21 protein-coding genes are annotated in these 24606 nt (G+C 72.3%); 11 read left to right on the forward strand and 10 right to left on the reverse strand.

The window, feature by feature from the left end:
* The first annotated feature begins 5 nt into the window (after positions 1-5).
* Positions 6-995: a histidine kinase gene (locus CF165_RS43370; protein WP_093953412.1), complete on the forward strand. Its 990-nt coding sequence runs from the start codon at positions 6-8 to the stop codon at positions 993-995.
* Here CF165_RS43370 and CF165_RS43375 read toward each other — a convergent pair.
* The 3 genes from CF165_RS43375 to CF165_RS43385 form a co-directional block, all read right to left on the reverse strand.
* The gene (locus CF165_RS43375; protein WP_167441746.1) at positions 937-1668 is read right to left on the reverse strand and encodes a polysaccharide deacetylase family protein; all 732 of its coding nucleotides are present in this window, start codon (positions 1666-1668) and stop codon (positions 937-939) included. The genes CF165_RS43370 and CF165_RS43375 overlap by 59 nt on opposite strands.
* A 72-nt stretch (positions 1669-1740) precedes the next feature.
* Complete coding sequence (locus tag CF165_RS43380; RefSeq protein ID WP_093953413.1) at positions 1741-2547, reverse strand: NAD-dependent epimerase/dehydratase family protein; 807 nt, start codon at positions 2545-2547, stop codon at positions 1741-1743.
* 23 nt (positions 2548-2570) lie between these two features.
* A complete protein-coding gene (locus CF165_RS43385; protein WP_093953414.1) occupies positions 2571-3374 on the reverse strand; it encodes an IclR family transcriptional regulator in 804 nt (267 codons plus the stop codon).
* Between the two features lie 150 nt (positions 3375-3524).
* Between CF165_RS43385 and CF165_RS43390 the strand changes: the two genes are divergently transcribed.
* The 7 genes from CF165_RS43390 (at position 3525) to CF165_RS43420 (ending at position 13995) form a co-directional block, all read left to right on the forward strand.
* A complete protein-coding gene (locus tag CF165_RS43390) occupies positions 3525-5033 on the forward strand; it encodes a sodium:solute symporter family protein (RefSeq protein ID WP_093953415.1) in 1509 nt (502 codons plus the stop codon).
* A gap of 50 nt (positions 5034-5083) precedes the next feature.
* Positions 5084-6019, forward strand: a complete 936-nt coding sequence (locus tag CF165_RS43395) for a 5-dehydro-4-deoxyglucarate dehydratase (protein WP_093953416.1) — start codon at positions 5084-5086, stop codon at positions 6017-6019.
* The gene (locus CF165_RS43400; RefSeq protein WP_093953417.1) at positions 6019-7275 is read left to right on the forward strand and encodes a glucarate dehydratase family protein; all 1257 of its coding nucleotides are present in this window, start codon (positions 6019-6021) and stop codon (positions 7273-7275) included. Before CF165_RS43395 ends, CF165_RS43400 begins: the two co-directional genes overlap by 1 nt.
* 4 nt (positions 7276-7279) lie before the next feature.
* Positions 7280-8413 carry a hypothetical protein gene (locus CF165_RS43405; protein ID WP_093953418.1) on the forward strand — a complete coding sequence of 378 codons (1134 nt, stop codon included), beginning with the start codon at positions 7280-7282 and terminating at the stop codon, positions 8411-8413.
* Between the two features lie 4 nt (positions 8414-8417).
* Positions 8418-9881: an aldehyde dehydrogenase (NADP(+)) gene (locus CF165_RS43410; RefSeq protein WP_276209770.1), complete on the forward strand. Its 1464-nt coding sequence runs from the start codon at positions 8418-8420 to the stop codon at positions 9879-9881.
* A 123-nt stretch (positions 9882-10004) separates the two neighbouring features.
* Positions 10005-12398, forward strand: a complete 2394-nt coding sequence (locus CF165_RS43415; RefSeq protein WP_205661158.1) for a polysaccharide lyase 8 family protein — start codon at positions 10005-10007, stop codon at positions 12396-12398.
* Positions 12399-12528: 130 nt separating this feature from the next.
* Positions 12529-13995 (forward strand): flavin-containing monooxygenase, encoded by a 1467-nt coding sequence (locus CF165_RS43420; protein ID WP_093953421.1) that lies wholly within the window; start codon positions 12529-12531, stop codon positions 13993-13995.
* Here CF165_RS43420 and CF165_RS43425 read toward each other — a convergent pair.
* Positions 13986-14108, reverse strand: a complete 123-nt coding sequence (locus tag CF165_RS43425; RefSeq protein ID WP_093953422.1) for a ribosomal protein bL36 — start codon at positions 14106-14108, stop codon at positions 13986-13988. The genes CF165_RS43420 and CF165_RS43425 overlap by 10 nt on opposite strands.
* A gap of 61 nt (positions 14109-14169) precedes the next feature.
* Positions 14170-14634, reverse strand: a complete 465-nt coding sequence (locus CF165_RS43430; RefSeq protein ID WP_093953423.1) for a MarR family winged helix-turn-helix transcriptional regulator — start codon at positions 14632-14634, stop codon at positions 14170-14172.
* 100 nt (positions 14635-14734) lie between these two features.
* Here CF165_RS43430 and CF165_RS43435 point away from each other — a divergent pair, with 100 nt between their 5' ends.
* The gene (locus tag CF165_RS43435; RefSeq protein ID WP_093953424.1) at positions 14735-16225 is read left to right on the forward strand and encodes an FAD-dependent monooxygenase; all 1491 of its coding nucleotides are present in this window, start codon (positions 14735-14737) and stop codon (positions 16223-16225) included.
* On the opposite strand, the gene CF165_RS43440 is transcribed toward CF165_RS43435, so the two are convergent.
* The 5 genes from CF165_RS43440 to CF165_RS43460 are packed head-to-tail and all read right to left on the reverse strand — an operon-like array spanning position 16195 to position 23365.
* Positions 16195-17358, reverse strand: a complete 1164-nt coding sequence (locus CF165_RS43440; protein ID WP_093953465.1) for a VWA domain-containing protein — start codon at positions 17356-17358, stop codon at positions 16195-16197. The genes CF165_RS43435 and CF165_RS43440 overlap by 31 nt on opposite strands.
* Before the next feature lie 5 nt (positions 17359-17363).
* Positions 17364-19544, reverse strand: a complete 2181-nt coding sequence (locus CF165_RS43445; RefSeq protein ID WP_093953425.1) for a DUF5682 family protein — start codon at positions 19542-19544, stop codon at positions 17364-17366.
* Positions 19541-20629, reverse strand: coding sequence for an ATP-binding protein (locus tag CF165_RS43450; protein WP_093953426.1), 1089 nt, complete (start codon positions 20627-20629; stop codon positions 19541-19543). The genes CF165_RS43445 and CF165_RS43450 overlap by 4 nt, the downstream gene beginning before the upstream one ends.
* Entirely contained in the window at positions 20626-22011 is a 1386-nt protein-coding gene (locus CF165_RS43455) for a DUF5691 domain-containing protein (RefSeq protein ID WP_093953427.1), read from the reverse strand. Before CF165_RS43455 ends, CF165_RS43450 begins: the two co-directional genes overlap by 4 nt.
* A 49-nt stretch (positions 22012-22060) precedes the next feature.
* Complete coding sequence (locus tag CF165_RS43460; protein WP_240522076.1) at positions 22061-23365, reverse strand: SWIM zinc finger family protein; 1305 nt, start codon at positions 23363-23365, stop codon at positions 22061-22063.
* Positions 23366-23471: 106 nt separating this feature from the next.
* Here CF165_RS43460 and CF165_RS43465 point away from each other — a divergent pair, with 106 nt between their 5' ends.
* Positions 23472-23981: a PadR family transcriptional regulator gene (locus CF165_RS43465; RefSeq protein WP_093953429.1), complete on the forward strand. Its 510-nt coding sequence runs from the start codon at positions 23472-23474 to the stop codon at positions 23979-23981.
* A complete protein-coding gene (locus CF165_RS43470) occupies positions 23981-24580 on the forward strand; it encodes a GyrI-like domain-containing protein (protein ID WP_093953430.1) in 600 nt (199 codons plus the stop codon). The genes CF165_RS43465 and CF165_RS43470 overlap by 1 nt, the downstream gene beginning before the upstream one ends.
* The last annotated feature ends 26 nt before the right edge of the window (positions 24581-24606 follow it).

Consider the following 24606-nt stretch of genomic DNA (forward strand, 5'->3'; position numbering starts at 1 on the left):
GGCGCATGCGTCACTCTCACGTCACGACAGCCGCGGTGGCTGCGGTGTTCTTCGCCAGCGGCGCGTGGACACCGCACCAGGGCTGGTTCGCGGCCGTGCTCAGTGCGGCGCAGCTCGTCCCGCTGCTGTGGTCCCGCCGTGCCCCGGTCGTCGTGCTGGTGGTGGTCACCGTCGCGACCGCCGGGCACCTGCTGCTCGACCACCCGCGCAACGCGATGTACGTGCCGGTCCTGATCGCCCTGTACGGCACGCCGCGGCGGTGGCTCGCGGCGTCGTCGGCGCTGGTGGTCGGCGCCGCCGTGTTCCCGGCGAAGGGCCCGCTCGACGGCACAGTCCTCGCCGTCACGATCTGCGCGGTCGCCTGGCTGCTCGGCGCCGAACGCCGTCGCGCGCTCGCCGACCGGGCCGAACGCGCCGCTCGGCGGCTGCACGACACGCTCGCCCAGACCACGGCCGTGATGCTGGTGCAGGCCGAGACGCTGCGCGCGGTCGGCGACCTGACCGAAGCCGACCGCGCGCGGCTCGACACCCTCCTGGCCGCCGGACGCGGGGCGCTGACGTTGGTCCGCCGCACCCTGGACGACCTGCGGGACGACGCCGAACGGGCCCCCGACCTCACCGAGGTGCTGGCCCGGCTGCGCACCGCGGGCCTGGTCCTCGACCGCGACCCGGTGCTGCCCGCCCTGCCGCGTCCGGTGCGGGAGCTGGCCGAGCGGTTCGTCGCGGAGACCGCCGTGAACGCGTTGCGCCACAACGGTCCCGGTGTCCGGCTGCGCCTCGACGTCGAAGCCGGCGACCGGGTGACGATCACCGCGCGCAACGCGCTCAAGGCGGCTCCACGCGTGCACACCGGCTACGGGCTGGCCGGGCTCGCGGAGCAGGCCGCGGCGGCCGGCGGCGCGCTGACCCACGGCGCGCGGGACGGCGACTGGGTCGTCAGTGTCGAGCTGCCAGCAGCTGCGACACGGTCACGAACCGGTAGCCACGCTGCTTGAGCCGGTCGAGGATCGGGACGAGCGCCTGCCGGGTCGGCTCGCGGGAGCCGTACATGCCGTGCAGCAGGATGATCGAGCCCGGCCGGACCTGGTCGACGGTGGCCCGTTCGATGGTGGCCGCGTCGGGGTCGCCCTCGGAGTCCGGCTCGACGTCCCAGGTGATCGTCGTGCGGTGGTGGTCGGCGAGGTAGCGGGGGAGGGCGAAGAGCTTCTTGCCGTTCGGCGGCCGGAAGAGGATCTCGCCGGTGTAGCCGGTGGTCCGGATCAGGGCGTCGGTGGCTTCGACCTCGTCGGCGACCCAGGACGGGGTCACGCCGATCATGCGGTCGTGGCTGAAGCTGTGGTTGCCGATTTCGTGCCCCGCGGCGGCGATGTCGTGCGCGAGGTCCGGGTGGGCCGCGATGTCCCGGCCGATGAGGAAGAACGTCGCGGGCACCTGGCGGCCGCGCAGCGTGTCCAGGATGGCGTGGGCACCGGCCGGATCGGGCCCGTCGTCCAAGGTGAGGGCGACGATCTTCTCGCTGGTCTCGACGCGGTTCACGAGGGTGCCGAAGAACTGGAAGGTCCGCGACTTCGAGACCTCGAACAGCGTGAACGCGCCGGCGAGGGCGACGACCAGCGCGCTCGTCACGACGATGGTCCACGTCCGGGCGCGGCGGGATTTCAAGATCATGGCGCCACCTTGGCGAGCGCGGTCCGCCCCGGGAAGCCGCGAAGGTACTAGTACCTTCGCGGCGGCCTCGGCTCAGAGCGGGTTGAAGACGCCCAGGGGAGCGGTGCAGAAGGGGCCGCCGACGTACTCGGCCGCCGCGCCTGTCGGCGCGGGCTTCGAAGCCAGCTGATCCGCGTACACCTCGGCGTCGTCCAGGGACTTGTAGCCCAGCGCTTCGGCTTCCGCGAGGGAGTAGATCCGGCGCGTGTTGTCCGAGACGCCCCAGATCAGCCGGTACCCGGGCGAAGGCGCGCTGAGGCAGGCCTCGAACAACCTCGCCGCGTCGTCGGGGGAGAGCCACGTCGTCAGGCCGCGCGGGCCCAGCGGCAACGGCGTCTCGAAGCACGAGCCGATCCGGATCACGATGACGTCCATGCCGAACCGGGAGTGGTACAGGCTGCCCAGCGCCTCGATCGCCGCCTTGCTGACGCCGTAGTAGGTGTCCGGGCGGGGCGAGGAGTCGGCGGGCAGGTCGGAGTCGATCCGGCGGAACCCGACCGCGTGGTTGCTCGAGGCCAGGATGACGCGCTGGATCCCCGCGGCCCGCGCCGCCTCCAGGACCGTCTGCGTCCCGTTGATGTTGACGTCGAGGGTCGCTTCCCACGTGTTCTCGCGGCTGTGCCCGCCCAGGTGGATCAGCGCGTCGACGCCCTCGCACGCCGCGGCCATCGCCGCCGGGTCGGTCACCGACGCCGTCACGATCTCTTCGGAGTCGTCCGACGCCGTCTGCGAGGCCAGGTCGAGCAGGCGCAGCACCCGGCCGGGGCGCCGCAGGCGGGGGCGCATCAGGGTGCCGACGACTCCCGCCGACCCGGTGATGAGCACGCGCTGGTCCGTCATGGGGTTCCTCTCACACAGAAGGGTTAACGGATGCCGGCCCGGCGCAGCTGCTGCCCGAGCTCGGCGGTGGTCTCGGCGAGCAGCTCGCCGACGCGGCGGGCGTCGTCGTCGGTGACCTGGTTGATCGGCATCGAGCAGCTGATCGCGTCGGTGCCGGGGATGCGGTAGGGGATCACCGCGGCCACGCACCGGACGCCGAGCGTGCCCTCCTCGACTTCGGCGGCGTACCCGCGTTCCCGGGTCGCGGCGAACTCGGCGTGCAGGCCTTCGAGCGTGGTGATGGTGTTCGGGGTCAGCGCGGGCAGCGTCGACGGCATCAGCGCCTCGATCTCGTCGTGCGTCAGCTCGGCCAGCAGGGCCTTGCCCAGCGCGGTCGCGTGCGCGGGCAGCGTGCGCCCGACGCGGGAGACGAGGTGCGTGGAGCGCTGCGACTCGCGCGTCTCCAGGTAGACGACCTCGGTGCCGTTGCGGCGGGCGAAGTGCGCGGTGAAGCCGGTCTTTTCCCGGATGCGCTCCAGCGCTTCGGTGGCGAACGGGACGACGGCGTCGCGGTCCAGGTACGCCGTGCCGCAGATCAGCGCGCGGACGCCGAGGCGGTAACGGGCGGTGTTGGTGTCGGCTTCCAGCCAGCCGGCTTCCAGCAGCGTCCGCAGCAGACCGTGCAGCGACGAGCGCGGGAAACCCGTGCGGGCGTGCAGGTCGGACAGCGACAGCCAGACGTCGTTCGCCGCGAAGGTCTCGATGAGGTCGACGGCCCGGCGCGCGGACTTCACACCCGAAGACTCGACCGGGGTGCTCTCGGCCGCGTTGTCCACCTTTTGCGGCATTTGTGCGCCTCCGTCCGGCCGTTGACTTGTGACTCCGGCCATATTAGCGTCCCGAACAACGTTCTTATAGATGAACATAATCACTATAACAGACTCCGTTCATGGATGTGAACATAACCGCATCGCCGTGGACGCGGAAAGGAGCCTGCGGTGCACGCACTCGACTGGGCGATGGTCTGCGCGTACTTCGCGCTGATGATCGTGATCGGCTGGTGGTCGCACAAGAGAGTCAGCGACGTCAAGGACTTCTTCACGGCCGGCGGCAAGATGCCGTGGTGGCTGGCGGGCATCTCCCACCACATGTCCGGCTACAGCGCCGTGCTCTTCGTCGCGTACGCGGGCGTCGCGTATACCACCGGCGTCACCGTGTACTTCTGGGGCTTCGCGAGCATCGGCATCGGCGTGGGGATCGGCAGCTGGCTGTTCGCCGCCCGCTGGAACCGGTTGCGCTCGAAGCTCGGCGTCGCCTCGCCGCTGGAGTACCTGGCCAAGCGGTACAACGTGCCGACGCAGCAGGCGCTGGCCTGGAGCGGCAGCCTGCTCAAGATCTTCGACATCGCCGCCAAGTGGTTCGCCGTCGCGACCCTGCTGCACGTCTTCGCCGGGCTGGACTACAACCTCGGCATCCTCATCACCGGCGCGGTCACCCTGGTCTACTGCACCATCGGCGGCCTGTGGGCCGACGCGCTCACCGACTTCGGCCAGTTCGTCATCCAGGCCATCGCCGCGATCGTGATGATCGTCGTGGTCCTCGGCAAGCTGGGCGGGATCTCGGCGCTCTGGACGATGTGGGACAACCTGCCCGAGGGCCACGTCGACCCGGTGACGTCCAAGTACACCACCATCTTCCTGCTCGTCTACGTGCTGGTGAAGACGCTGGAGTACAACGGAGGCATGTGGAACCTGGCGCAGCGGTACATGGCCGCGCCGACCACGAGCGCGGCCAAGCGCGGCGCCCGGCTTTCGTCGGCGCTGTACCTGTTGTGGCCGCTGGTGCTGATGTTCCCGATGTTCGCCGCGCCGTTGCTCATCCCCGGCGTCAAGGACCCGACGCAGTCCTACGCGATCATGACCACGACGTTCCTGCCGCCGGGCCTGGTCGGCCTGGTGCTGGCCGGCATCTTCTCGCACACCATGGCGATGGTTTCCTCCGACGCCAACGCGATCTCCGCGGTGATCACCCGCGACATGATCCCGGCGATGTTCCGCCGCACCCGGCAGTGGACCGACGTCCAGGGCCTCAAGGCGGCGCGGATCACCACGGTGATCTTCGTCGCGCTCACCATGCTCGTGGCCACCCAGGCGCAGAACCTCGGTGGCGTGCTGCAGATCGTCGTCAACTGGGTCGCCGCGCTGATGGGCCCGATCTCGATCCCGCTGCTGCTGGGCATGCTGCCGTGGTTCCGCAAGTGCGGCCCGCGCGCGGCGCTCATCTCCTGGGCGGGCGGCCTGATCGACTACGCCCTGGTCTACTACGTGTTCAAGGCGAACCAGACGGTGCTGGTCGCGACGCCGATCCTGGTCTCGCTCGTCTTGTACATCGGTCTCGGCCTGCTCGCCCCCGAGCGCAGCGCGGCCGCCGATGAGATCGTCGACACCGTGAACCTCGCCGACGACGACGTCGACCGCAAACAGGAAGGCACGACCGTGCCCGCCTGAGGCCGGCCACACCCGGGCCGAAACCGAAAAAGGACAGAGAGCGGAAACTGATGGCACAGAACGAGATCGAGCTGGACGGCCTGCTGGCGTTCCCCCTCACCCCGTTCACCGAAGACCTCGAGGTCAACCTCGACGCGCTCGCGGAGAACGTGGAGAGCCACATCGCGGCGGGCGCCGGTGCCCTGTTCGTCGCGTGCGGCACCGGCGAGTTCAGCTCGCTCTCGCCCGCCGAGGTCGCCTCGGTGCTCGCCCGGTCCCGGGAGGCGGCCGCCGGCCGTGTCCCGGTCTGGGTGGGCGCCGGGGGCGGCGCGGCGTCGGCGCGGGCCGGCATCGCGGCGGCCCAGGCCGGCGGCGCGGACGGCGTCCTGCTGCTGCCGCCGTACCTCGTCACCGGGCCGTCGTCGGGCCTGGTCGACTTCGTGCGGTACGCCGTCGGGGACTCGTCCGTGCCGGTCATCGTCTACCACCGCGGCACCGGCGTGTACACCGCGCCGGCCGCGGCTTCATTGCTTGAAATCCCCTCGGTCGTCGGGCTCAAGGACGGCTACGGCGACGTCGAATGCATGACCCGGATCGTCACCACGATCCGGTCGCTGGACACCGAGCGGGCGCGGAACTTCCTGTTCTTCAACGGCTTGCCGACCGCGGAGGTCTCCGCCAAGGCGTACGCCGCGATCGGCGTCGCCCGGTACTCCTCGGCGGTGCACTGCTTCGCGCCGGAGATCGCGCACCGCTTCCACCGCGCGCTCGGCGAGGGCGACACGCGGGTGATGGACGCCCTGCTGACCGGGTTCTACCTGCCGCTGGTGGCGCTGCGGGACGAGACGCCCGGGTTCGCCGTGTCGCTGGTGAAGGCCGCCGCCCGGCTGCGCGGCGACAAGGTCGGCCCGGTCCGGCCGCCGCTGATCGAACCGACCCCGGAGCAGGTCCGCCGGCTCGAGAAGGTCGTGGAGGACGGCTTCGTGACGCTGAAGGGGCTCGGCTGATGCGGATCCTCGACGTGGTGCTGACCCCGGTCGCGTTCGCGGACCCGCCGCTGCTCAACGTCATGGGCGTGCACGAGCCGTTCGCGCTGCGCGGCGTCGTCCAGGTGAAGTGCGAAGACGGCGTCGTCGGGCTCGGCGAGTCCTACGGCGACGAAGCCTTCCTCGGCGAGGTGCGCAAGGTACTGCCGCGGCTGCGCGGCCACGACGTGTTCGACCTGCCCGGCCTGCAGCGGCTGGTCGCCGAAGCGCTGTCGGACACGGTGCTGACCGACGCGCACGGCCTGATCGGCGGCTTCTCCATCCGCAAGACCATCGCGAGCGTGTACTCGCTGTTCGAGGTCGCCTGCCTGGACGCGCAGGGCCACTACCTGGGCCGTCCGGTGACCGACCTGCTCGGCGGCAAGGCGCGGGACGCCGTCGAGTTCTCCGCCTACCTGTTCTACAAGTACGGCAAGCACGTCGACGGCCGCGAGGACTCCTGGGGCGAGATCACCACGCCCGAGACGCTGGTCGGGTCGGCGAAGCGGATGTTCGACGAGTACGGCTTCCGGTCGATCAAGCTCAAGGGCGGGGTCTACGAGCCCGCGCAGGAGGTCGAAGGCGTCCGCGCGCTGGCCGAAGCGTTCCCCGGGCACCCGTTGCGGATCGACCCGAACGGCGCGTGGACGGTCGAGACGAGCATCCGTGTGGCGTCCGAACTGGACGGTGTGCTGGAGTACCTGGAAGACCCGACCCCCGGCATCGAAGGCATGGCCCGGGTGGCCGAGCGGGCGTCGATGCCGCTGGCCACCAACATGTGCGTGGTCAACTTCGGCGACGTCGAGCCGGGCTTCCGGGCGCGCGCCATCGGCGTGCTGCTGTCGGACCACCACTTCTGGGGCGGGTTGCGCGCCACCCAGGCGTTGTCGGTGACGTGCGAGAGCTTCGGCGTCGGCCTGTCGATGCACTCCAACAGCCACCTCGGGATCAGCCTGGCCGCGATGGTGCAGGTCGCCGCGGCGACGCCGCACCTGACCTACGCCTGCGACACGCATTGGCCGTGGAAAGTCGAGGACGTCATCGAGCCGGGTGTGCTGGAGTTCACCGACGGCGCCGTCGCGGTGCCCACGACCCCGGGGCTCGGGATCACGCTCGACGAGGACGCGCTGGCGAAGCTGCACGAGAACTACGTCCGATGTGGACTGAAGAAGCGAGACGACGTGACGTACATGCGCAAGTACGTGCCCGGGTTCGAGACGAACACGGCGAGGTGGTGAGCCGGTGAAGGTGACGGGATACGCCTATCCCTGGGACGTCCTGGCGGACGGGTTCGCCGCGCGCGTCCAGGCTCTCGGCGTCGACGAGGTGGCTGTGGCGCTGTCGTACCACAGCGCCCGTGCGGCGACACCGTGGTCGGCGTCGACCACGGCCGTCGTCGCGCGGCACGCGGCTTTCTACCGGCCGGTGCGTCCGGACGCGTGGGGCACGCTGCGTCCGTCCACTCCGGACTGGGTCGCTTCCGGGGACAGCGGTGGCGACGCCGTCCGGCTGCTCAACGAGGCCGGGGTCCCGGCCGCGGCCTGGATCGTGCTGACCCACAACTCCCAGCTCGGCTACGAGCACCCGGACGTCGTCGTCCGCAACTGCTTCGGCGAGGCTTACCCGTGGGCGCTGTGCCCTTCGCAGCCCGCTGTGCGCGAGTACGCGGCGAAGGTGACCGCGGAGGCCGTAGCCGGGCTGGAGCTGTCGTCGGTGATCCTGGAGGCCTGCGGGCCGCTCGGCGCGGTGCACCAGCACCAGCACGAGAAGACCGACGGCGTGTGGGCGCCCGCGGTGGCCCGGCTGCTGTCGATCTGCTGCTGCGACGCCTGTGCTTCTTCGTGGGACGTCGACGCGGACACCGTCCGTGCCCAGCTCGTCGAGGAGATCCGGCGGCTGATCGCGACCGGCGACCTCGGCGTCACGGCCGATGGTCTGCCGCCCTCGCTGACTCAGGAGCTGCTGCGCGTCCGGCAGAAGGCCACCGACGAACTGCGGGCCGCGGTTTTGGCCACGCTGCCGGAGGGCATCCGGGTCGTGCTGCACGGCGCGCTCGACCCCTGGGTCACCGGCGCGCTGCCCGGGCTGACGCCGTCGGCGCCCGACGACGTCGACGCGGTCGTATTGTTCGGGTGGGCCCCCGCCACGGGTGCCGAGGCCGTCGCGGCGGCCCGGGAAGCCCTGCCCGAACGGGTCGCGATCGCCAGCTACATCACGGCGGTCGCCGCCGCGCCGGTGCCGGACATCGCCGCGTACGTCGGCGAGCTGGCCAAGGCGGGCGCCGCCGAGCTGCACCTGTACCACCTCGGCTTGGCCGGTCCGGGTCGCTGGCCCGACCTGGAAACGGCCACCGCCGCCGCCCACGAGATCCACTGAGGAGCTGTACCGAATGAGCCAGGCAACTGACGCCGCCACGCTCGAGAAGATCTTGGCGGGAGCCGCCGAAGCCGCCCGTCCCGCCGCCGAAGCCACCCCGGCCGAGCGCGCCCGCTGGCTGACCGCCGTAGCCGACGCCCTCGACGCCGCCGCGGGCGAGCTGGTGCCGCTGGCGCACGCCGAGACGCACCTGCCCGAGTCGCCGCGGCTGCAGGGCGAGCTGAAGCGCACGACGTTCCAGCTGCGCCTGTTCGCCGAGGTCCTCACCGACGGCGAGTACCTCGGCGCCACCGTCGACCACGCCGACCCGGACTGGCCGATGGGCCCCCGCCCGGACATCCGCCGCGTCAAGACCGCGATCGGCCCGGTGCTGGTGTTCGCGGCCAGCAACTTCCCCTTCGCGTTCAGCGTCGCCGGCGGCGACACCGCGTCCGCGCTGGCCGCGGGCTGCCCGGTGATCCTCAAGGCCCACTCCGGGCACCCGGAGCTGTCCGCGCAGACCGGCTCGATCGTGCGCGAGGCGTTGATCAAGGCGGGCGCGCCCGCCGCCCTGTTCAACGTGATCTTCGGCCAGGAGCAAGGCGCCACCGCGCTGAAGGACCCGCGGATCTCGGCTGGGTCGTTCACCGGCTCGATCCCGGGTGGGCGCGCGCTGTTCGACATCGCCAACGCGCGGCCGCGGCCGATCCCGTTCTACGGCGAGCTCGGCAGCGTGAACCCGGTCGTGGTCACCGAGGCCGCGATCGCCGCGCGCGGGGAAGCCGTGGCCAAGGGCTACGCCGGGTCGTTCACCCTCGGCGCCGGCCAGTTCTGCACCAAGCCGGGCCTGCTGTTCCTGCCGGAGGACCACGGCCTGACCGACGCGCTGCGCTCGGCCCTGGACGGCGCCCCCGCCCAGCCGATGCTCAACGACCGCATCGCCGGCGGGTACTCGTCGCAGCTTTCCAAGCTGCGCGAGGTGCCCGGCGTCGAGGTCGTGTCTTCGTCGGCTTCCTCTTCGCCCGCCTTCACGCCGACGCTGCTCGCCACCACCGGCAAGCAGTTCCTCGAGGGCGGCGCCACCGTGCACGAGGAGTGCTTCGGCCCGGCGTCGCTCATCGTCACCTACGCCGACCAGGCGGAGCTGCTGCGCCTGCTCGACGTCATCGAACCGGGGCTCACCGCCACGATCCACGGCGAAGAGTCCGATGTGGACTGGATCCGGCCGGTGCTGCCGGCCCTGGCCCGCATCGCCGGACGGCTGCTGTGGAACGACTGGCCCACCGGCGTCACGGTGAGCTGGGCCCAGCAGCACGGCGGCCCCTACCCGGCCACGACGGCCCCGACCACGACGTCCGTGGGCACCGCCGCGATCGAGCGGTTCCTGCGCCCGGTCGCGTGGCAGGGCTTCCCGGACGCCCTGCTGCCCGAACCCCTGCAGGAGGCCAACCCCTGGCAGCTGCCCCGCCGCACCGACGGCACCCGCTGACCCCGTCGTGAGTGAGTAACAGTGTTAGAACACTGTTACTCACTCACGACCCCCATCCGCCGCCGCACAACTGAATCCGTTCCCCCGCAAGCCAAGGATGTCTTGATCCTGGGAGGCATTGTCATGCCCGTGAACCGGAGAAACGCCCTGCGCGGCGGTGCCCTGGCGGCCGCTTCCACCGTGCTCCTGACCCGCCCGGCCTTCGCCGCCGGCCGCGTGCCGACGGCCGCGGCCCCCGCCGCGAGCCCGGTGCCCGCCGCGAGCCCGGTGCCCGCCGCGACCGCGCCGATCGTCGCCGCCTACCGGCAGCTGCAGACCGGTATCAACCGGCCGTCGCCGGAACGCACCGAGGCGCTGGCCAACCTCGGCCACGTCGCCAAGGCCTACAACGCGAGCATGTCCGTGGCCGGCGGTGGTGCTCCACTGTGGACGGACCTGCCGCTCGGCCCGGGCAGCGACTACACGACGTCGATGTACGCCCGGCTGCGCGCGATCGCCGTCGACTGGGGCACGCCGGGTGCTGCGTTGTCGGGCGACCCGGTGGTGCTCGACCGGATCAAGTCGGCGCTGGAACTGATCTACGCGAGCCAGTACAACGAAAACCTCGGCGAGATCGGCAACTGGTACACCTACGAGATCGGCATCCCGTACTACCTGCTGCACACGCTTTCGGTGGTCGCCGACCAGCTGACCGTGGACCAGCTGGCCCGCTACCTCCGGCCGGTCAAGCGGTTCGTGGGCGACCCGAACCGGCGCGCGAACAACGCGGCGGTGGTCGAAACCGGTGCCAACCGCGCGGACAAGGCGCTCATCTCGATCGTGTCCGGCGCGATGCTCGGCGACACGGCGTGGATCAAGACCGGCATCGACGCGCTGACCGACGTCGCCGGCGGCGGCGCGGCGAGCGTCGTCGCGAAGCTGGACCGCGCGGCGGGCGACGGCTTCCACGTCGACGGCTCGTTCATCCAGCACGACACCATCCCGTACCCCGGGCACTACGGCATCGTGCTGCTGACCGCGCTCGCCGGGGCCATCCACGTCACCCGGGGCACCGAGTACGCGCTCCCGCAGGCGTTGAAGGACAAGATCTACGCGCTGGTCGCCGACAGCTACGCGCCGTTCGTCTACGCGGGCGCGCTGATGGAGCCGGTGCGCGGGCGGATGCTGTCGCGCCAGGGCGAGACGGGCCACGACATCGGCCACCAGCTCACCGTCGCGACGCTCGTGCTGGCCAGGACGGCGTCCGGCAAGACGAAGACCGACCTGAACTCCCTCGCCGCGAAGTGGATCAAGGAAGGCACGTACGCGCCGTTCCTGAAGATCCCGGACCCCGAGCGGTTCGCACCCGGCCCTGACCTGGTGGCCACCCCGGGCATCGAGTTCGCGCAGGAGATGCTGGCGTCGGGGGCGCGCCCGGCGCGGACCGAGGCCACGCACCGGATCTTCGGCCAGCAGGACCGGATGGTCCACGTCACCGAGGACTGGTCGGCGTCCCTCGGCGTCAGCTCGACGCGGATTTCGCGCTACGAAGCCATCAACGGCCAGAACATGAAGGGCTACTACGTCGGCGACGGCGTGCTCTACACGTTCCTGCCGAACGCCAAGGGCCACTACACCGACGCCTACTGGCCCACGGTGGACCCGCTGCTGCTGCCGGGCACGACCGAGAACGACGGCCCGCCCGACCCGAAGTTCGGCGGGGTGCCGGTGGGCCCGAACGCGCACACCGGCGGGGTCCGCTGGGACGCCCGGCACGGCGCCTACGCGTTCGACTTCAAGTCCTGGGACGGCTCCCTGGCCGCGAAGAAGTCGTGGTTCTTCACACCGTCCGGGATCGTGTGCCTCGGCGCGGGGATCACCAGCACGTCCGGGTACGCGGTGCGCACGGCGATCGAAAACCGCAACCTCGGCGAGGGCGGCCGGGGCACGGTGCTCGCGGACGGCCGGCGAGTGGCCACCGATCTCGGAAAAGCCGCCGCGTTGCGCAAGCCGCACTGGATGCACCTGGAGAACGTCGGCGGGTACGTGGTCCTGGACGGCGATGCGGTGACCGCGCTGCGTGAGGACCGGACGGGCGCGTGGCGCGACATCGACACCGGCGCCAACACCAAGGGCACCACGACGCCGAACACGCGCCGGTACCAGAAGCTGATCCTGGAACACGGCGTCAAGCCGACGGACGCGAAGTACGCGTACGCGGTGCTGCCGGGCGCTTCGGTGATCGACACGCTCACGGCGTCGTGGGCCTGGCGGGTGCTGGCGAACACCCCGGTGGTCCAGGCGGTCCGGGTGGCCGACGGCACGGTGCTGGCGAACTTCTTCGCGGCGGGCTCGGTCGGCGACGTCAGCGTGTCCGGGCCCGCGTCGGTGGCGATCGGGCGGTGCGGCACCCGGCGTCAGCTGGCGGTGTCGGACCCGACCCAGCTGCAGGACAGCGTCACCGTGACGGTCCGCGGCAAGTCCGTGGAGGTGCCGCTGAAGGGCACCTTCGGCGCGACGAAAGTGATGCCGCTGTGACAAGCGGGGCTTCGCCCCGGCCGGGGGCTCCGCCACCCGGACTCCCCGGAAAACAGTAAGCAGGTCTCCCTGCCGGGCCGGTGCCCCGACCCGGTCCGGCGGGGTCTCCACCTCGGTTAGGCTCCGGTGCATGACCGTTGCCGAGCACGTGGACGTGCTGATCGTGGGCGCCGGGCTGTCCGGCGTCGGCGCGGCCTGCCGGCTGCGGGAACGCCTGCCGGGCAAGAGCTTCGCCGTGCTGGAGGCGCGGGACGCCATAGGCGGCACCTGGGACCTGTTCCGTTACCCGGGCATCCGGTCCGACTCGGACATGTTCACCCTCGGCTACCCGTTCCGGCCGTGGAAGGACCCGAAGGCGATCGCCGACGGGCCGTCGATCCTGGCCTACATCCGGGAGACGGCCGCGGCTTTCGGGGTGACTGAACACATCCGCTTCGGCCACCGGGTCGTGCGGGCTTCGTGGTCGTCGCCGGACGCGCTGTGGACCGTCTCGACGGCGCACGGCGCCACGTTCACCTGCCGCTTCCTGTACCTGTGCAGTGGTTACTACTCGTACGAGTCCGGGCACGTCGTCGACTTCCCCGGACGCGCGGAGTTCCGGGGCGAGGTCGTGCACCCGCAGCACTGGCCCGCCTCGCTGGACTACGCGGGGCGCCGGGTGGTCGTGATCGGCAGCGGCGCGACGGCGGTGACGCTGGTCCCAGCGCTCGCTTCGCGCGCTTCGCACGTGACGATGCTGCAGCGGTCGCCGTCGTACATCGTGGCGCGGCCCGGGCACGACTCGCTGGCCGACCGGATCCGCGCGGTGCTGCCGGAGAAGCTCGCCCACCGGCTGGTCCGCGGCAAGAACGTGGTGACGGGGATGCTGTACTTCCAGCTGATGCGCCGGTTGCCGGGCCGGGCGGCGGAGGCGCTGCGCAAGCGCGTGGCCGCGCAGCTGCCGGCGTCGATCCCGGTGGACCCGCACTTCGTGCCGTCGTACGACCCGTGGGACCAGCGGCTGTGCCTGGTGCCGGACGCGGACCTGTTCCGGGCGCTGCGGTCGGGCAAGGCGGACATCGTGACGGACCGGATCTCGCGGTTCACCCCATCCGGCGTCGCCCTGGAATCGGGACGGTCGCTGGAGGCGGACATCATCGTGACGGCGACCGGGCTGCGGCTGGTGGCCTTCGGCGGGATCTCGCTGAGCGTGGACGGGCGGGCAGTTTCGCCGGGCGAGCTGCGGGCGTACAAGGGCATGATGTTCGGCGGCGTGCCGAACCTCGCCTGGTGCGTCGGCTACACGAACAGCTCGTGGACGCTGCGCGCGGACCTGACGTCCCAGTACGTGTGCCGGCTGGTGGCGTACCTGGACCGCCGCGGCTTCGCGTCGTGCACCCCCGACGTCGCTTCGGCGTCGACGGCGGGCACACCGCGCCCGATCGTGGACCTGGCGGCCGGGTACATCAAAAGGGCCGCCGCGGGCCTGCCGAAGCAGGGCGGGCGACGGCCCTGGATGATGCGCCAGAACTACCTGCTGGACCTGGCGGACATGCGGTTCAACCGCCTCGACGACGGGGTGATGCGCTTCGACGCGGTGGGCGCGGCTCAGCCCTGACGGGCCTTGGAGCGCGGGTTGCCCTTGTTGATCACGAAGACGCGGGCGCCGCGCCGGATGACCTGGGCGCCGGGCTGCCGGGCGAGCGAGCGGATCGAGCTGCGGACCTTCATGGTGAGCCGTCCTTCCCGTGGGAGCAGTCCCACACCCCGCTCAACCGCTCCCGGGGTCGGTTTAATCCCGCAACTCAGCTGACAGGTGCTCGGTCAGGTCGTCGACCATGCGGCCCAGCAGCCGGGTCAGCTCGCTGCGCTCCCTGGCGGTCCAGCCGGCCAGCGCGTCGGTGAACCAGCCCGAGACGGTGCCGAGATAGCGGTCGGTCACCGCGCGGCCGGCCGCGGTCAGGGCGATCAGCCGGGCGCGCTGGTCGCCGGCGTCGACCACCCGCTCCACCAGCCCGCGGTGCTCCAAGCCCTGGACGTGCCGGGTCACGTGCGGTCCGGCGACCTGCATCTGCTCGGCGATCCGGCCGATCCGCAGCGGCTCGCCCGCGGTCGCGAGCACGACCAGGATCGTCATCGCCGGCCGCTCCAGGGACACCCCGGCCGCCGCCGTGGCTCGCTCGTACAGCTGTCCCCGGCTCAATGTGGTGCTCAGCTGCGTCAGGCGGGGCAGCAGTTCCAGCAACGGTTCGGTCATCCGGGAACTCCCGCTTGTTGGTTACCTAAGTTAGGTATATGTTCTGCCTCGACGGAGAAAGCTTACCTAAGTTAGGTAACCGTGTCGAAGGGGGAGAACCATGACCGAAGTCCTGATCGCCGGCGCCGGGCCCACCGGATTGACGCTGGCCTGCGACCTCGCCCGCCGCGGGATCGCGGTCCGCGTCGTCGAGAAGGCCGCGCGGCACGCCACGGCGTCCCGCGCCAAGACCATCCAGCCCCGCACCCTCGAGGTCGCCGACGACCTCGGCGTCGCCGAGCGGCTCCTCGGCCTCGGCGCCGTGCACGTCCCCACCCGCCACTACGACCGGGCCCGGGTGGTCTCGGAGGCGGTCGAGGCCGCGGTGGGCGTCGATCCGGCGCCCGGATTCCCGTACCCGGCGCCGCTGTGGCTGGCGCAGCCGCAGTTCGAAGCCGTGCTGCGGGACCGCCTCGGCGAACTCGGCGGACGCGTGGAGCCGGACAGGGAGGTGCTCACGGTCGGCCAGGACGCCGACGCGGTCACCGTGACGGTCCGGACCGCCACCGGGATCGAAGAGATCCGCGCGCGGTACGTCGTCGGCTGCGACGGCGGCCGCAGCGTCGTGCGGCGGGAGGCCGGTCTCGAACTGCACGGCACCCGCTACGGCCGGCACCGCTGGTATCTCGGAGACCTGCGCGTCGACGGGCTCGACCGGCACTGCCAGCACGTCTGGATGAGCCCCGAGGACGGCATCTTGTCGCTGTTCCCGTTGCCCGGCACGGACGTCTTCCAGTTCCAGGCGTCGATCCCGGCCGGCGACGAAAACCCGGCGGAGCCGTCGCCGGAGCTGTATCGCAGGATCTTCGCCGAACGCGCGGGCGTGCCCGGGGTCGAGCTGCACGACGCGGGCTGGACGTCGCTCTACCAAATCAACGTCTGCATGGTGGACCGCTACCGCGCCGGGCGCGTGTTCCTGGCCGGCGACGCGGCGCACATCCACTCGCCGGGCGGCGGGCAGGGCATGAACACCGGCGTCCAGGACGCCTACAACCTCGGCTGGAAGCTCGCCGCGGTCCTGGTGGGCGCCGACCCGGCCCTGCTGGACAGCTACGAGCAGGAACGCCTGCCGGTGGCGCGCGTGGTGCTCGACGACAGCACGGCCCGCATGCACATGGTGATGCGCGCGGCCGGCGACGGCGACGGGTCGCACGCCCAGCGTCACCTCACCGACGACTTCACGACCGGCCTGACCATCGCCTACCCCGAAAGTGCCTTGTCGCACCGCGGTTCCGGGCCGCGGCGCCGGGTGGACGCCGGTGACCGCGCCCCCGACGCGCGGTACACCGATTCCGCCGGGCGGCCGGCGCGACTGTTCGACCTGTTCCGTGGTCCACAATGGACACTGCTCGCCTTCGGGGGTACCGAGGTGCGCCCGGCGGGCTCGCTCCACGTCCACGCGATCGACGACGAGCAGGTGCGCCGCGCCTACGACGTCACGGACGACGAGCTGATCCTGGTGCGTCCCGACGGCTACCTCGCCGGGCGCGGCGAAGCGGCGCTCGACGTCTGGCGCCGCACTCAGGACGTCTCGGCCGCCACCCACCCCTGAAGGTCGTCGCCGCGGATGGCGGCGGCCATCAGCTCCGGGAACTGGTCCGGGGTGCACGCGAACGCCGGGATGCCCAGCTCGGCCAGCGCCGCCGCGTTCTCGTGGTCGTACGACGGCGCGCCCGAATCCGACAGCGCCAGCAGCGTGACCACCTGGACGCCCGCGCCGGCCAGTTCGGCGATCCGGTGCAGCAGTTCGTCCTCGTCGCCGCCCTCGTAGAGGTCGCTGATCAGCACCAGCAGCGTCCGCTCGGGGCGTTCGAGCAGGCCCTGGCAGTAGGCGATCGCCCGGTTGATGTCCGTGCCGCCGCCCAGCTGGGTGCCGAACAGGACGTCGACCGGGTCGGCGAGGTGCTCGGTGAGGTCCGCGACCTCGGTGTCGAACGCGACGAACGACGTCTTCAACGCCCGCATCGAGGCCAGGACCGCGCCGAACAGCCCGGAGTACACCACCGACTCCGCCATCGAGCCCGACTGGTCGACGGCCAGGATCACGTCCCGCTGCACCGCCTGCTGCCGCCTGCCGAACCCGATCAGCTTCTCCGGCACGATCGTGCGCAGCTCGGGGGAGTAGTGCTTGAGGTTCGCGTGGATCGTGCGGGACCAGTCGACGTCGCCGGGCCGCGGCCGGTGCGTGCGCGACGCCTTGTCCAGCGCGCCCCGGATCGCCGCGCGGGTGCGCTCGGCGAGCCGTTCCTCCAGTTCGGTGACGACCTTGCGGACGACCTCGCGCGCGGTCTCCTTGGTTTCCTCGGGCAGCACGCTGTTCAGCGACAGGAGCGTGCCGACCAGGTGGACGTCCGGCTCGACCGCCGACAGCAGCTCCTTCTCCAGCAGCATCCGGGTGAGCCCCAGCCGGTCGACCGCGTCGCGCTGCATCACCTGCACGACGGTGCTCGGGAAGTACCGCCGGATGTCGCCCAGCCAGCGCGCGACCCGCGGCGCCGACGCGCCCAGGTTCGCACTGCGCGGCCCGCCCGCGGACTCCTCGTCCGGCTTGTCGTAGAGGGCGGCCAGCACCGCGTCCACCCCACTGTCCTCATCGGACAGTGGTGCGTCGGCCAGGCCCGAGCCGGGCCCCGCGCCGTCGCCGCCCAGCACCAGCCGCCAGCGTCGTACCCGGTCGGTGTCCATGGTGCTCACGCTCCCACCCCCAGCAGCGTCGCGAGGACGGGGAGCACGCGCTCCGCCCGGTCCTCGTCCAGTTCGTCGGCCGCCGCCACGACCCGCGCGGTGCCGGTGAGTCCGGCCGCGCGTTGTCCGATCGCCCGCTTTTCGGGACCGCTGAACGCCCCGAAAGTGCGGCGCAGCAACGGAAGTACTTCGGTGAAGACGTCGGCGGGAATCGCCGACAGCCACGCGTCGATCACGCGCAGCAGGCTTTCGTCGTGCACCAGCAGCAACGCGCCGCCGTCGAAGAAGCCCTCGACGTACGCCGCGCCTGCCGTCGGCGCGACGCCCGGCGTGAGCGCCCGGCCCAGCCGCAGTTCGACGTCGAGCGCGTCGAACAGCCCCGCGTCGTGGAGGATGCGGGTGAGGCGGCCGGCCAGCAGCGGAGGCAGCGACGGCCGTTCGGCCAGCCGGGCCAGCGCCGCCAGCCAGCGTTCCTTCGCGTCGTCACCCAGCAGGGACGTCGCGTCGTGCACCCCGTCGACCAGCTTGGCCAGCCGGGCCGCCGCGTCGTCGTCGATGCCGTGGGCGGCCGGGGGCAGCCCGGCGCAGATCCGGTCGAGCATGCGGTCGGCGACCGCCCGCAGCGCGCCGGTGTCGGTGCCGCGGACGTTGCCGTAGCGGGTCGCCCTGGCCAGCGCGGGCAGGGCCGACATCAGCCGGGCGACGTCCGCGTCGGCCGCCGCCCGGGCGTCGAGCGCCGCGAGCGCTTCAGGCAGCGCCTCCGGCAGGTCGGCGAGCAGGCAGTTCTCGACGGCCGTGGTGACCTCGTCGAGCGGGGGCGTGCCCTCGACGGTGCCGCGGACCGCGGCGGTGGCCGCCGACGGCACGGTGGTGCCGTGCACGGCGGCCGCGACCAGGTCGACTTCGAACGACGGTTCCCAGCACAGCGCCCACGTCTCGCGGAACGTGCCCTTGTTCCGCCGCGCCGACGCCTCGCGGCTGCCCCACTCGATGCCGAGGATCCGCAGCCGGTGCAGCAGCTTCGACCGGTCGAGCCCGCCCGGCGTCCGCAGGTCGAGGTCGAGTTCCTTGACGACGGGGTCCTTCTTGAGCCGCAGGCGTTTCGCGGTCGCGGTCAGGTCCGCGGCCAGCGGTGGCTGCGGCACCCGATCGGGCACCTCGCCGAGCCGTTCGCCGACCACCAGCCGCCGCGTGACCAGCTCGACCTGCACCTCGTCGCCGCCGCACAGCACGGACCGGGTGGCTTCGGTGACCTCGGCGAGCCCGGCGGACGACCGGCCCCGCAGCGTCGCCAGGGTTTCGGCCAGCCGGACCGCCTCGATGACGTGCGCGGTCGAGACGGGCAGGTCCTCCTCCCGCAGCACCGCGGCGACGCCGGTCAGCCAGCGCGTGGTGACGTCGTCGGCCGTGGTGAAGAGGTGGTGGTACCAGCCCGGCGAGCGCACGCCCGCGCCGTAGCCGCTGGCCGTGGCGAGGCGCCCGTGGGTCCACGGCACCCAGGTGCACGCGACCTTCCGCTTCGGGAGTCCTTTGAGGACGGACTGGTCGTGCGACGCCGTCGGCAGCGGGTCCGCCAGCGCGGGCACGTGCCAGGCGCCGCACACGACGGCGATGTTCCCGAAGCCGTCCTTGCGGGTGCGGCGCAGCACCGAGCGCATGTACGCCTCGCGCCGGGCTTCGTTGCCCTGCGGCGGTTCTTCGTCCTCCCGCACCGCGGTCATCGCCTCGGCGATCACGTCGAACGGGTTTTCGGTGTCCCGCCGCGACTCGACGACGTCGTCCCACCAGCGTTCGGGGTCGTCGTAACCCCCGGCCGAGGCCAGCAGGGCGAGCGGATCGACCGGCGGCCCGATGTGCTCGTCCGGGGCCGACGCGAACGTGTGCGCGGCCGGGAGGTCGCAGAACCGCACCGGGATCCCGGCGTCGCGGGCGTAGGCGAGCGCCTGCCACTCCGGGCTGAAGACGGCGAACGGCCAGAACGCGGCCCGCGAAACGTCGTCGGTCGCGTAGGCCAGCAGCGCCACCGGCGGCGCCATCGCCGGGTCTTCGGTGAGCTCGACCAGCGCGTCGGCTTCGGGCGGGCCCTCGATCAGCACGACGTCGGGTTCGAGTTCGGCCAGCCGCGCCGCCACGGCACGGGCGGACCCCGGGCCGTGGTGGCGGATGCCGAGCAGGTGGGTGGTCACGAAAGCTCCTGGCCCGCCCGGTAGAAGTCGGCCCAGCCGTCGCGTTCGCGGACGACCGTCTCCAGGTACTCGATCCAGATCGCGCGGTCGGCCACCGGGTCCTTGACCACCGCGCCGTGGATGCCGGCCGCGACGTCGTGCGGGCGCAGCACGCCGTCGCCGAAGTGGGCCGCCAGGGCGAGACCGCCGGTGAGCACGCTGATGGCCTCCGCGGTCGAGAGCGTGCCCGACGGCGACTTCACCGCCGTGCGGCCGTCCTCGGTGCGGCCCGAGCGCAGCTCGCGGAACACCGTGACGACCCGGCGGATCTCGGCCAGCTCGGCGGCCTCGGCGGGCAGCTTCAGCGACGCGCCCAGCTCGGCGACCCGCCTGCTGACGATCTCGACCTCCGCCTCGGCGCTGTCCGGCAGCGGCAGCACCACCGTGTTGAACCGCCGCCGCAGCGCGCTGGACAGCTCGTTGACGCCCTTGTCGCGGTTGTTCGCCGTCGCGATCAGGTTGAAGCCCGGCCGCGCCTGGACCTCGGTGCCCAGCTCGGGGACCGGCAGCGTCTTCTCGGACAGGATGGTGATCAGCGAGTCCTGGACGTCGGCCGGGATGCGGGTCAGCTCCTCGAGCCGCGCCAGCTTGCCGTCCCGCATCGCGCGCAGCACCGGGCTTTCGACGAGCGCGGCGGCGCTCGGGCCCTCGGCGATCAGCCGGGCGTAGTTCCAGCCGTAGCGGATCGACTCCTCGGACGTGCCCGCGGTGCCCTGCACCAGCAGCGTCGAATCGCCGCTGATCGCGGCGGACAGGTGCTCGGACACCCACGTCTTCGCCGTGCCGGGCACGCCGAGCAGCAGCAGCGCGCGGTCGGTGGCCAGCGTCGAGACGGCGACCTCGATCAGCCGCCGCGGGCCGACGTACTTCGGGGTGATCACGGTGCCGTCGGCCAGGGTGCCGCCGAGCAGGTACTCGACGACCGCCCACGGCGAGAGGTTCCAGTTCGGCGGCTTGGCCCGCTCGTCGGCGGCGGCCAGCGCGGCCAGCTCGGCGGCGTGGTCCTGCTCGGCGTGCGGCCGGAGGACGGTGGCGGGGGCGGTCATGCGAGCTCCTCGTACATTTCGCGGCGGAAGTTCAACGTTTCGGTGAGCGCCCGGCGCCACGGCCCGGCGTCCATGGTCAGGCGGGTGGTGGCCAGCGGGTGGCGCAGGCAGCCGCGGGGGACGGCGCGGGCGATCACGACGGCGGCGTGCGAAACCAGGCGGTGGTCGTCCTGGCGGGCGATCCAGTCCAGCAGTGCGGTGCCGAGCTCCTTCGTCCACGGCCGGGGCAGCTCGTGCACCAGCCGGGCGAACGACTCGACCGGCAGCCGGCCCACCAGGTGCCCGACGGTGGCGGCCTGGCTCGCCGGGCTCAGGACGCCGAGCAGCGGTGGCGTGGTGCGGCCGCCGGGGTCGGCGCCGATCAGCGCCTGCGCCCAGGCGGCGTCGCGCTGGCGCAGGGCGGCGGTGGCCCAGGAGTCGCGGAGCACGCCGGGCGGGCAGCCCTCGACGGTCATCCGCACGACCTCGGCGGGCGGCCCGAACTCGCTCCAGAACGCCAGGGGAGCGGCCGCGACGAGCGTGCGCAGCCGGACGGTGCCGTCGCCGCGTTCGCCTTGCGGGACCGAGATTTCGAGGACCCGGCCCCGGCGGCGGACCAGCGGCCGCAGCCGATCGGCCATGCCCTGCCCGTAGCGCGTGCCCGGCAGCCGGCCGAGCAGGTCGGCGGCTTGTTCGCGGACCGCGGCCGCGCGGTCGGCCAGCGCGGCTTCGAGGAACTCTTCGTCCCCGGCCCGGACGTGCGCGGCGAGCACGCCGAGGAAGTCCGCCCGGACGTCGGCGGGTTCGCTCTTCCACGACGTGGTCAGGGCGTCCCGGGCCGCGTCCGGGTCTTCGGCCAGCTTCGTGGCGAGCCAGCGGCGCCGCTGGGCGAGGCTGCCGTACTGCCAGACGTCGCCGGATTCTTCGGGCGGGGCCGAGAGGAAGGCCCAGTCCGGGTTCCGCTGCCCGAGCCACGCCCCGACCGGACCGGCGACCGCGACCAGCGGGGCGCGCAACGCGGCCTTGGTCCGGGCGGCCTCGGCCAGCAGCGGCAGGGTTTCCGGCGGGATGCGGTAGTCCGTGCCCGCGACGATGCCGAGCCATTCCAGCAGCAGGTCGGGGTGACTGGCGGCCAGCAGCCGGGCCAGCCGTTCCCGCGCGAGCGGCGGCACGAACGGCCGCTCGTCGGGCGCGGCGACCGGCAGCGGCCGGACGTCGTGCAGCGGCCGCCGCCCGGCCCGGCGGTAGGTGGTCAGCACGGCCGCGGCGGCGAGGAGCTGTTCGCCCGGGTCGGCGCGGTCCGCGGCGAGTTCCCGGACGGCGGCGGGCTGTGCGTCGAGGTCGAGCGTGCGCCGGCGCGTGCCGAGGAGGGCGGTGCCGACGAGGTCTTCCCAGGCTTTCACGGTCGCACCTCCTGTACGCCTATGGTTTGTGGGGCAAGGAAAACGAAAATCACAGCCGCACCGCCCGGTCCTCGTGCCAGCAGGTCAGCGGGCGGAGCCCGGACTGGCTCCACTCGCCGGCCACCGTCAGGGGTTTGCCAGCCGACATCGCCAGCAGCGACCACGGGAAGGCGTACGGCACCAGTGGCAGCGCCGTACCGTCCTTTTCGGACAGACACCAGCCGCCGGCGTGTTCGGCCGGGGTGACGCCCGACAGCAGGACCGGCCAGCGTTCCAGCCACGGGTCCGCGGCCAGCGCCCGCGCGTACGCCGCCAGCGCGTCCTCGATCGAGCCACCATCGGCCGCCGGCGCCGGCAACGGGATGCCGCGTTCCGCCACCAGGGCCCGCAACGGCGCCGCGCCCGGATAGAACGCCAGCTCCGCCGTCAGCAGATGGCCGGGCGGCAGTGACGCGTCCAGGGGGCGCCCGGGCGGCGCGAACGACAGCACCAGCGCGTCCCGCCCGCTGCGGCGGCCGCGCAGCCAGGTGCGCCGGGTGAGCAGCCGGTCGTTCTCCTCGTCGGCCGCGCCGGTGATCAGCCATTCGTCGGCGACGCGCTCGCCGCCCTCCAGGACCCGGGCCGTCTCCACGGAGAACCCGAGCCGCGTCCGGACGGTTTCCGCCAACGGAACCGGCAGAGCGTCCAGCCTGCTCGCCGCGTCCGCCAGCAGGTACGACAGCGACAGCTCGGCGAGCAGCGCCTCCGGCCAGTCCCGGCGGCCGACGATCCCGGCCGCCTTCCGCAGCCCGCCCGCGAGGCCGGACGCCTGGGCGTCGACCATTCGCGCGGCGACCGTGCGCAGCTCTTCGCCGCCGTTGCGGTCGAAGCCCGCGAACCCGGCGCCGATCCGGTCGGTGAGCCAGACCTTCAGCTCCGCGACGCCGCCTTCGACGCGGGCCGCCCGGTCGGAAGCACGCCGGGCGGCCGCTTCCTCGTCCTTCGGGCCCGCCGCCTCGGCGCGTTTCTCCGCCCGCCGCGCGCGGTCGGCCCGTTCGGCCAGCCACGCGTGGACCCACTCGGGCGCCGGACCCGTGTCGAGCCGGCCGGCCGCCCAGAGCAGCAGCAACCCGAGCGCGTGCTTGCACGGGAACTTCCGGCTGGGACAGGAACACCGGAACGCGGGCTCGGCGAACTCGACGCACGTCTGGTACGGCTTCTTGCCGCTGCCCTGGCAGAAGCCCCACACGGCGTCTTCGGACGCGCCCGCGCCCGACCACTTCGCGGGCGTGGCGAGCGCCCGGCCCGCCTTCTCCGAAGCGGGATCCGGCGCGAGCCCGGCCACGCGTTCCGCGGTCCACGGCACTGCCGTCACCACCTGTCCCCCCACTGTTCTCCCTCGCTTTCCGGTACGAGCTGAAGCATGCCAGCACCCACCGACAATTTCCGGCGACCGACTATTCTAGTGCTAGAGTACGGCCGTGCTGACCGACGCGGAGCTGACGGTGCTGGGCCTGGTGGTCGAGCGGCCGAGGCACGGCTACGAGCTGGACGAAGTCGTCTCGGAACGCGGCATGCGCGACTGGACCGCGCTCGGGTTCAGCTCGATCTACTACGTGCTCGGCAAACTCCGTGACCGCGGCCTGGTCGCCGAAGTCGACGGGGAACGCTCGCACCCGAAGGCCAAGAAGACGTACACGGCCACCGAAGCGGGCCGGAAGACGTGCGCGGCCGCCGCGGAGGCGGCCATCGCCCAGCTGCGCCCGGTGCACCCGCCGGTGCTGGTGGGGCTGGCCAACAGCCCCGTCCTCCCGCCCGGACGGCTGGCCGCGGCGCTGGCCGAGCGCGCCGAAGCGGTCGAGGAACGCCTGGCGGAGGTCCGCCGCGCCGCCGCGGCCCAGGCGGACGTCCCGCCGTTCGTCCGGGCGATCTTCGCCTACTCCATCGCGCAGCTCGAGGCGGAGGCCGAGTGGCTGGAAGGGATGACCTGATGCCGTACGACATCAAGAAAGAGCTGAAGCGGCTCTACGCCCCGAAGAACCGGGAGTGGGCACTGCTCGACGTGCCCGAGCAGCGGTTCCTCGCGATCGACGGCCGCGGCAACCCGAACACGGCGGACAGCTACAAGTCGGCCGTCGAAGCGCTCTACACCTTCGCCTACACGATCAAGATGGCGGCGAAACGCCGTGGCGAAGACTTCGTCGTGGGGCCGCTGGAAGGCTTGTGGTGGGCGGACGACTACGCGGCTTTCACCGTGCGGGCGAAGGATTCCTGGCAGTGGACGATGCTCATCGCCCAGCCGCCGTGGATCGGCGAGGACACCGTCGAGGAAGCCCGGGAAGCGGTGCGGCGCAAGAAGAAGCTCGATGCGCCGGTCCGGCTCGAGAAGCTGCACGAGGGCCGCTGCGCGCAGGCGCTCCACATCGGCTCGTACGACGACGAAGGCCCGCTGCTGGCCCGCCTGCACGACGAATTCCTTGCCGCGCAAGGGCTCAAGCCGACCGGACTGCACCACGAGGTCTACCTCGGCGACCCGCGGCGGACCGACCCGGCGAAGCTGAAGACGGTCCTGCGTCAGCCGGTCGGCTGAACCTCGGCCCGGTCTGTTGGCCGGTC

This window comes from Amycolatopsis vastitatis, from assembly GCF_002234595.1.
Taxonomy (GTDB): domain Bacteria; phylum Actinomycetota; class Actinomycetes; order Mycobacteriales; family Pseudonocardiaceae; genus Amycolatopsis; species Amycolatopsis vastitatis.

What these genes read in the sequence shown, in the direction of transcription:
- CF165_RS43370 (WP_093953412.1), top strand. Translation starts at nt 6, where the DNA reads ATGCGTCACTCTCACGTCACGACAGCCGCGGTGGCTGCGGTGTTCTTC.
- CF165_RS43375 (WP_167441746.1), bottom strand. Translation starts at nt 1,668, where the DNA reads ATGATCTTGAAATCCCGCCGCGCCCGGACGTGGACCATCGTCGTGACG.
- CF165_RS43380 (WP_093953413.1), bottom strand. Translation starts at nt 2,547, where the DNA reads ATGACGGACCAGCGCGTGCTCATCACCGGGTCGGCGGGAGTCGTCGGC.
- CF165_RS43385 (WP_093953414.1), bottom strand. Translation starts at nt 3,374, where the DNA reads ATGCCGCAAAAGGTGGACAACGCGGCCGAGAGCACCCCGGTCGAGTCT.
- CF165_RS43395 (WP_093953416.1), top strand. Translation starts at nt 5,084, where the DNA reads ATGGCACAGAACGAGATCGAGCTGGACGGCCTGCTGGCGTTCCCCCTC.
- CF165_RS43400 (WP_093953417.1), top strand. Translation starts at nt 6,019, where the DNA reads ATGCGGATCCTCGACGTGGTGCTGACCCCGGTCGCGTTCGCGGACCCG.
- CF165_RS43415 (WP_205661158.1), top strand. Translation starts at nt 10,005, where the DNA reads ATGCCCGTGAACCGGAGAAACGCCCTGCGCGGCGGTGCCCTGGCGGCC.
- CF165_RS43420 (WP_093953421.1), top strand. Translation starts at nt 12,529, where the DNA reads ATGACCGTTGCCGAGCACGTGGACGTGCTGATCGTGGGCGCCGGGCTG.
- CF165_RS43425 (WP_093953422.1), bottom strand. Translation starts at nt 14,108, where the DNA reads ATGAAGGTCCGCAGCTCGATCCGCTCGCTCGCCCGGCAGCCCGGCGCC.
- CF165_RS43430 (WP_093953423.1), bottom strand. Translation starts at nt 14,634, where the DNA reads ATGACCGAACCGTTGCTGGAACTGCTGCCCCGCCTGACGCAGCTGAGC.
- CF165_RS43435 (WP_093953424.1), top strand. Translation starts at nt 14,735, where the DNA reads ATGACCGAAGTCCTGATCGCCGGCGCCGGGCCCACCGGATTGACGCTG.
- CF165_RS43440 (WP_093953465.1), bottom strand. Translation starts at nt 17,358, where the DNA reads ATGGACACCGACCGGGTACGACGCTGGCGGCTGGTGCTGGGCGGCGAC.
- CF165_RS43450 (WP_093953426.1), bottom strand. Translation starts at nt 20,629, where the DNA reads ATGACCGCCCCCGCCACCGTCCTCCGGCCGCACGCCGAGCAGGACCAC.
- CF165_RS43470 (WP_093953430.1), top strand. Translation starts at nt 23,981, where the DNA reads ATGCCGTACGACATCAAGAAAGAGCTGAAGCGGCTCTACGCCCCGAAG.